The sequence below is a fragment of the Streptomyces kebangsaanensis genome (assembly GCF_001906585.1).
Classification (GTDB): domain Bacteria; phylum Actinomycetota; class Actinomycetes; order Streptomycetales; family Streptomycetaceae; genus Streptomyces; species Streptomyces kebangsaanensis.
Genome location: NZ_JUJA01000100.1, coordinates 13,341 through 19,392, shown reverse-complemented (window position 1 = coordinate 19,392; position 6,052 = coordinate 13,341). Strand labels below are relative to the sequence as shown.

The following is a 6,052-nucleotide window of genomic DNA, read 5'->3' as shown; positions in this document are numbered from 1 at the left end:
AGCCGGATCCGGTTGTCCGGCCCGGTGAGGCAGTCGACCGACACCTCCGGCTGTTCCAGGCGCGGCATCACCAGCCAGTCGACCGGCCCGTCCGCATGCTCCAGCGCCCGCAGGACCAGATCCAGCGGGACCTGGGAGCCCGGGAATCCACTCAGATGCGTGAGTGAGAAGGGCGCGCGCGTGATGACGCGGAAGCCCGCCCCGCCCGCGCCGGACGCCGGCTTGAAACAGGCCAGGTGTCCGGCCGCCTCCAACTCCTCCACAGCAACGAGGAGTTCACCGGCCGTGCGCACCCGCCACCACGGCGGTACCGGCACGCCGATCGACCGGACCGCCTCGTACGCCGTCGCCTTGTCCGCGAAGACGGCCACCGCCTCGGGCGTCGGCGCGAGCAGCGCGGTGCCGACCGCGGCGAAGTCGGCGCGGTGCGCCACGATCACGGCCTGATGCAGCCGGGGCACGAACACGTCGATGCCGCGCCGCGCGCACTGGTCGAGCGCGTACTCGACGTACGCGGCCGGGGACAGCCCCTCGGGCTCCGGCTCGGCGGTGTCGGCGGCGGCCAGGACGGGGGAGTCGGGGTCTTTGTGCGTGGCGTGGATCTCGACGGCCCGGTGGCTGGGATTCCTCCGCAGCTGATCCATGAAGAACACGTTCTCCGCGTACGTGCGGTTGAGCCAGACGCGTACGCGAGGGACCATGCAGGCCGCCTTTCGGGGTCGCGGGCAGGGCGAAGCCGGCCGAGCCCGGCCAAGGGGGAAGGAGGGACACCAAGCCGCGCTGCGCGAAAGGGAGTTCCGGCGGCGGTGTTGGGGCGATCATACGACCTTCTTCGGCCAGGAAGCGCCACGCGGACGTCCCGGCCCGGCCCGCCCCGTACCCGCGCCCGGACCGGGGCCGACGCGGGTCGTCCTTGTCCCGCCGCCACCCGATGTGCTCTTGTGGTACCCGTCGTGTGGGCGACCGGAGGCGAGGGGCGCGAGGTGACGGGGAAGCCCGGAGGGGCCGGACAGCTACTGGCCGTCAGCGACCTGCACATCGGCTACAGCGAGAACCGCGCCCTGGTCGAGCGGATGGCACCCGCGACGGACGACGACTGGCTGCTCGTGGCCGGGGACGTCGCCGAGACCGTCGCCGACATCCGCTGGGCCCTGAAGACCCTGGCGAGCCGCTTCCGCAAGGTGATCTGGGCCCCCGGCAACCACGAGCTGTGGACCCACCCGCGTGACGCCGTCACCCTGCGCGGCGTCGCCCGCTACGAGCACCTGGTCGAGCTGTGCCGCGAACTGGGCGTGACGACGCCCGAGGACTCCTACCCGGTCTGGGACGGGCCGGGCGGACCGGTGGCCGTGGCACCGCTGTTCCTGCTGTACGACTACTCCTTCCTGCCGGCCGGCTGCGCGACCAAGGACGAGGGACTGGCCTACGCGCACGGCACCGGCGTCGTCTGCAGCGACGAGTACCTGCTGCACCCCGACCCGTACCCGAGCCGCGAGGCCTGGTGCGCGGCCCGGGTCGCCGAGACCGGGCGCCGGCTCGCCGGACTCCCCGCCGATCTGCCGACCGTGCTCGTCAACCACTACCCACTGGACCGGCACCCGACGGACGTCCTGTGGTACCCGGAGTTCGCCATGTGGTGCGGGACCCGGCGCACCGCCGACTGGCACCGCCGCTTCCGCGTGACCGCCATGGTCTACGGTCATCTGCACATCCCGCGGACCACCTGGCACGAGGGCGTCCGCTTCGAGGAGGTGTCCGTGGGATATCCCCGCGAGTGGCGCAGGCGCCCGGAACCGCCGGGCAGGCTGCGCCGCGTACTCCCCCTGGAGGTCCGGGCCCGGTGATCGAGGAGCTGCTCCCTGACCCGGTGGTGGCCGTGGAGGCGTACGGCGACGACGAGACCGACCACGCCCCGCTGTACCCCGAGGAGCGGGCGGTGGTGGCGCGGGCGGTCGACAAGCGCCGGCGCGAGTTCACCGGCGTGCGCGCCTGCGCCCGTCGTGCCATGGAGAAACTCGGCGTGCCGTCGCAGCCCGTCCTGCCCGGTGAGCGGGGGGCCCCGCGCTGGCCGGACGGCCTGGCCGGCAGCATGACCCACTGCGACGGCTACCGCGCCGCCGCCCTGGTCCACGCCACCGACCTGGCCTCCCTCGGCATCGACGCCGAACCCCACGCCCCGCTGCCGGAGGGCGTACTGTCCACCGTCGCCCTCACCGCCGAGCAACGGCGCCTGGCCGGCCTGGCCGCGCGGCACCCGGGCGTCCACTGGGACCGGCTGCTCTTCAGCGCGAAGGAGTCCGTCTACAAGGCCTGGTTCCCGCTCACCGGCACGTGGCTGGACTTCACGGAGGCGGACATCGAGATCCGCACCGCCCCGGGCACCGCGCGGCACGGCGGCCTACGGGCCCGGCTCCTCGTCCCGGGCCCGCTGCTCGGCGGCCGGCGCCTCGGCCACTTCGAGGGGCGCTGGACCGTCGGGCAGGGCCTGGTGGCCACCGCGGTGACGGTCCCGCGCCCCTGACCGGTTCACGGCCGCGGGCACCAGCCGCGCAGCAGCCGGAAGAAGGTGTCCTCGTTGCCCGCCAGGCCCGCTCCGGCCAGGGCCTGTTCCGCCTCGGCGAGCACGGTGGGCGGCACCACCCCGGGCCGTACGCCGTTCGGGGGGCCGTCGAAGGCGGCGCGCACGGTGTGCAGGAGCCGCAGGTACGCCTGGACGGCGGTGCGTTCACGGTCGGTCAGTACGGCGGTGGGCATGGGTCGCTCTCCCCGGTTCCGGCATCCACGGTCACGCCCCCGGTCCCCCGGACGGCGCATGCGCCCCCGTGCGACGGCGGCACACCCCCAGCTTGCCGCCCCCCACTGACAATCCTCCCGCACCCGGCACCGGATCCCCCGCCCGGCGCAGCGGAAAGTCCCGGCTACGGACGCCCCCTGCCCGAGCCGTCCCCCTCCGCCCGCCGGCCCAGGTAGCCCAGCGACGTCTCGATCCGGCCGGCCAGGTGGTCGCGCTGTACCGGGCCGCGCAGGGACGGACCCGCCAGCCAGGTGCGGCACCTGCTGGCGAGCAGGAGGCCGAAGCTCTCGGCCTCCTGCTCCTCGGCCAGGTCGAAGCGGCTGCGCGCGGCGGCCCGGTGCACGGCCGCCCGGAGGTCCGCGCCGTCGTCGAGCAGGCGGGCGGCGACGCCGACCCCGTCGACGTCGTGGCCGCGGTGACCGGCCTTCATGTGCCACAGCTCGTGGCCGAGGATCACCAACTGGTGGTCGGGGGCGGTGCGTTCCTCGACCAGGACCAGGTCCTGGTCGGTCATGTCGAGCCACAGCCCGCTGGCGGTCCCGGGCGGGAAGGCGGCCGTACGGAAGCGGACGGGCCGCCCGCGGCGCCTGCTCATCGCGTCGCACAGCGCGGCGTACAGGTCGCCGGGCCGGGCCGGCGCCGGCAGCGTCAGCTCGCCGACCAGCTCGGCGCACAGCCGGCGCATGTCCCTGCCGATGCCCATGCCTCTCCCCAGCATCACGACTCGGGCCGCTTGACACTCTCCAGAAGCATGTCCAGCCACTCGGCGACCTTGTCCCGGTGCTGGTCGGTGGGCAGCTGCGCGGCCCGCCACGCGATCCCGCGCACCCCGTGGTCCTGCAGCAGCCGCTCCAGCGGGTCGTCCGCCTCCGCGGCCGCCTCCCGTTCACGGTCGGCGAGCCGTTGGAGCAGTTCCTGCTCGGTGCGCTGCAGCGCGCCCGCCAGCGCCTCGGGGTCCTCGGCCGTGAGGAACCCGGCGTGCACCCGGAAGAAACGCTGAAGGGCGTCGCAGTGCTCCATTGTCGGGCGCCGGTCGCCGTTGATCAGCGCACCCGCCTGCTGCCGCGACATGCCCGCGCCGTCGGCGATCTCCTGCTGGGTGTAACGGCGCCCGTTGGGCTTGAGCCGGGTGCGGCGCAGCAGGTCCAGCCGCTGCAGGAACCGGGCCTGCACATCCGGCTCGCCCGCGGACCGGCCGTTCAGCAGGGCCCTGACCACCGGCTCCGGCACGCCGCAGGCCACGGACAGGCGGTCGACGTCGAAGACCTCCGCCTGGGGCACGCCGAGCCGGTCGGCGAGCGTGGTGACGCGTGCGACGACGGCCGGCAGCACGGCCGGCGTCGTGGCGCCCGGATCCTCGATGCCATCCGTCACCGACAGATCTCCTACGTCTCTCACAGACTTCTCACGGACTTCTCACAAGACAGTGTGCCGTGAACTTCCCGGAGAGTAGCGGGTGGTTCGAACTCACATCCAGGTCTCGCCACAACTGTGGCCAATTTCAGCCGTCGAGCGGCATGAAATGCCACGATAGTTGACACGGCTCGCCGGTGAGCAGCAGGATCAAGGCGCCGCGTGAAGGCCGTAGAGGCATAAGGGGTGACCTCCCGATGGCATATCAGGCAGGAGGGCAGCGGCCGGCGCCGCGGCCCGTCCCCGTCCGTCCCGAGGCGCAGGCCTACCTGCGGGACTACGCCAGGTTCCTGGAGGCCGTCTCCTTTCCCTCCCTCGTCGTCGACCACCGCTGGGACGTGGTCCTGACCAACGGCGCGTTCACGTCGCTCTTCCGTGGCGTCGGCCCGCATCCGACGGCCATGCCCGACGACAACTTCCTCCGCTTCGTCCTCTTCCACCCGGACGCGGGCACGGTCCTCGGCGAGCACGAGTCGCGCTGGTGCCTGCCGATGCTGGCCCACTTCGCCGCGACCGTGGAGCGCTGCGGCCACGACCACGAACTGCAGGCCATCCGCCAGGACATCGCCGAGGACCCCATCATGGAGGCCGCCTACCGGCAGGGCCTGCCGCACTGGATCCGCGCGGTCGGCGAGACCGCCGTGGAGTCCGACGGCGCGGTCCGCCCCCTGCTGCACCCCGACCCGCGCTGGGGCGCCACCGAGTGCCGCATCATCGAGGAGACCCCGGCCACCCTGAGCGACCTCGGTTACACCCGCCTCACCCTGGTCCTGCGCGAGACCCGCCGCGCCGCCCCGGCCCCGCGCGGTCTTCGCCGCACCCGGCGCGCCTCCGGTCACCTCGCCGTGGTCCCCACCCCGGAGCCCTGACCTCCGCGACACCACCATTACGCAAGCGGCTTGCATAACTTGCGCTACTCTTGCGCGCATGACGCGACGACTTGCGGAAGTGGCGAAGAAGGTCGGGGTCAGCGAGGCCACGGTCAGCCGGGTGCTCAACGGCAAGCCCGGCGTCTCCGAGACCACCCGGCAGGCGGTGCTCTCCGCGCTGGACGTCCTCGGCTACGAGCGGCCCACGCAGTTGCGCGGCGAACGCGCCCGGCTGGTCGGACTGGTGCTGCCCGAGCTGCAGAACCCGATCTTCCCGGCCTTCGCGGAGGTCATCGGCGGGGCCCTGGCCCAGCTCGGTCTCACCCCCGTGCTGTGCACGCAGACCAAGGGCGGCGTGTCCGAGGCGGACTACGTCGACCTGCTGCTGCAGCAGCAGGTCTCCGGAGTGGTCTTCGCCGGCGGGCTGTACGCGCAGGCGGACGCCCAGCACGGCCACTACCGGCTGCTGGCCGACCGCAACATCCCGGTGGTGCTGGTCAACGCGGGCATAGGGCACCTCGGTTTCCCGAGCGTGTCCTGCGACGACGCGGTCGCGGTGGAACAGGCCTGGCGGCACCTGGCCTCCCTCGGGCACGAGCGCATCGGTCTCGTCCTCGGGCCGGGTGACCACGTGCCCTCCGCGCGCAAGCTGGCCGCGGCGCGCGCGATCGCCGGCCGGCTGCCGGAGGAGTTCGTCGCACGCGCCATCTTCTCCATCGAGGGCGGCCACGCCGCCGGCGCCAAACTCATCGACCGTGGGGTCACCGGGTTCATCTGCGCCAGCGACCCGCTCGCGCTCGGCGTCGTACGGGCCGCCCGCCGCCGCGGACTCGACGTCCCGTCCCGGGTGTCGGTCGTGGGCTATGACGACTCCGCGCTGATGAACTGCACCGAACCGCCGCTGACCACGGTCCGGCAGCCCATCGAGTCGATGGGCAAGGCCGCGGTGGAGCTGCTGCACGCCCGGATCGGCGGG

The 6,052-nt window shown here is 73.4% G+C and carries 7 protein-coding genes and 1 pseudogene; 4 read left to right on the top strand and 4 right to left on the bottom strand.

Annotated features, from left to right (window positions below):
• Positions 1 to 701, bottom strand: a pseudogene (locus tag RH94_RS43445) (ATP-grasp domain-containing protein); the annotation flags it as partial.
• Positions 702 to 983: 282 nt separating this feature from the next.
• Between RH94_RS43445 and RH94_RS15035 the strand changes: the two are divergent.
• Together RH94_RS15035 and RH94_RS15030 are read left to right on the top strand one after the other, a co-directional pair.
• Positions 984 to 1,844: a metallophosphoesterase family protein gene (locus RH94_RS15035; RefSeq protein ID WP_073948135.1), complete on the top strand. Its 861-nt coding sequence runs from the start codon at positions 984 to 986 to the stop codon at positions 1,842 to 1,844.
• The gene (locus tag RH94_RS15030; RefSeq protein ID WP_073948103.1) at positions 1,841 to 2,521 is read left to right on the top strand and encodes a 4'-phosphopantetheinyl transferase family protein; all 681 of its coding nucleotides are present in this window, start codon (positions 1,841 to 1,843) and stop codon (positions 2,519 to 2,521) included. The genes RH94_RS15035 and RH94_RS15030 overlap by 4 nt, the downstream gene beginning before the upstream one ends.
• Before the next feature lie 5 nt (positions 2,522 to 2,526).
• On the opposite strand, the gene RH94_RS15025 is transcribed toward RH94_RS15030, so the two are convergent.
• From RH94_RS15025 to RH94_RS15015, 3 genes are all read right to left on the bottom strand, one after another.
• Entirely contained in the window at positions 2,527 to 2,754 is a 228-nt protein-coding gene (locus RH94_RS15025; RefSeq protein ID WP_073948102.1) for a hypothetical protein, read from the bottom strand.
• A 164-nt stretch (positions 2,755 to 2,918) separates the two neighbouring features.
• On the bottom strand, positions 2,919 to 3,479 hold the full coding sequence (locus RH94_RS15020) for a toxin-antitoxin system, toxin component (protein ID WP_073948134.1): 561 nt from the start codon (positions 3,477 to 3,479) through the stop codon (positions 2,919 to 2,921).
• 32 nt (positions 3,480 to 3,511) lie between these two features.
• The gene (locus RH94_RS15015; protein WP_073948101.1) at positions 3,512 to 4,168 is read right to left on the bottom strand and encodes a helix-turn-helix domain-containing protein; all 657 of its coding nucleotides are present in this window, start codon (positions 4,166 to 4,168) and stop codon (positions 3,512 to 3,514) included.
• A 236-nt stretch (positions 4,169 to 4,404) separates the two neighbouring features.
• Between RH94_RS15015 and RH94_RS15010 the strand changes: the two genes are divergently transcribed.
• A complete protein-coding gene (locus tag RH94_RS15010; protein WP_073948100.1) occupies positions 4,405 to 5,076 on the top strand; it encodes an MmyB family transcriptional regulator in 672 nt (223 codons plus the stop codon).
• 58 nt (positions 5,077 to 5,134) lie between these two features.
• The coding region (locus RH94_RS15005) for a LacI family DNA-binding transcriptional regulator (protein WP_234425786.1) at positions 5,135 to 6,052 on the top strand (918 nt) is incomplete at its 3' end.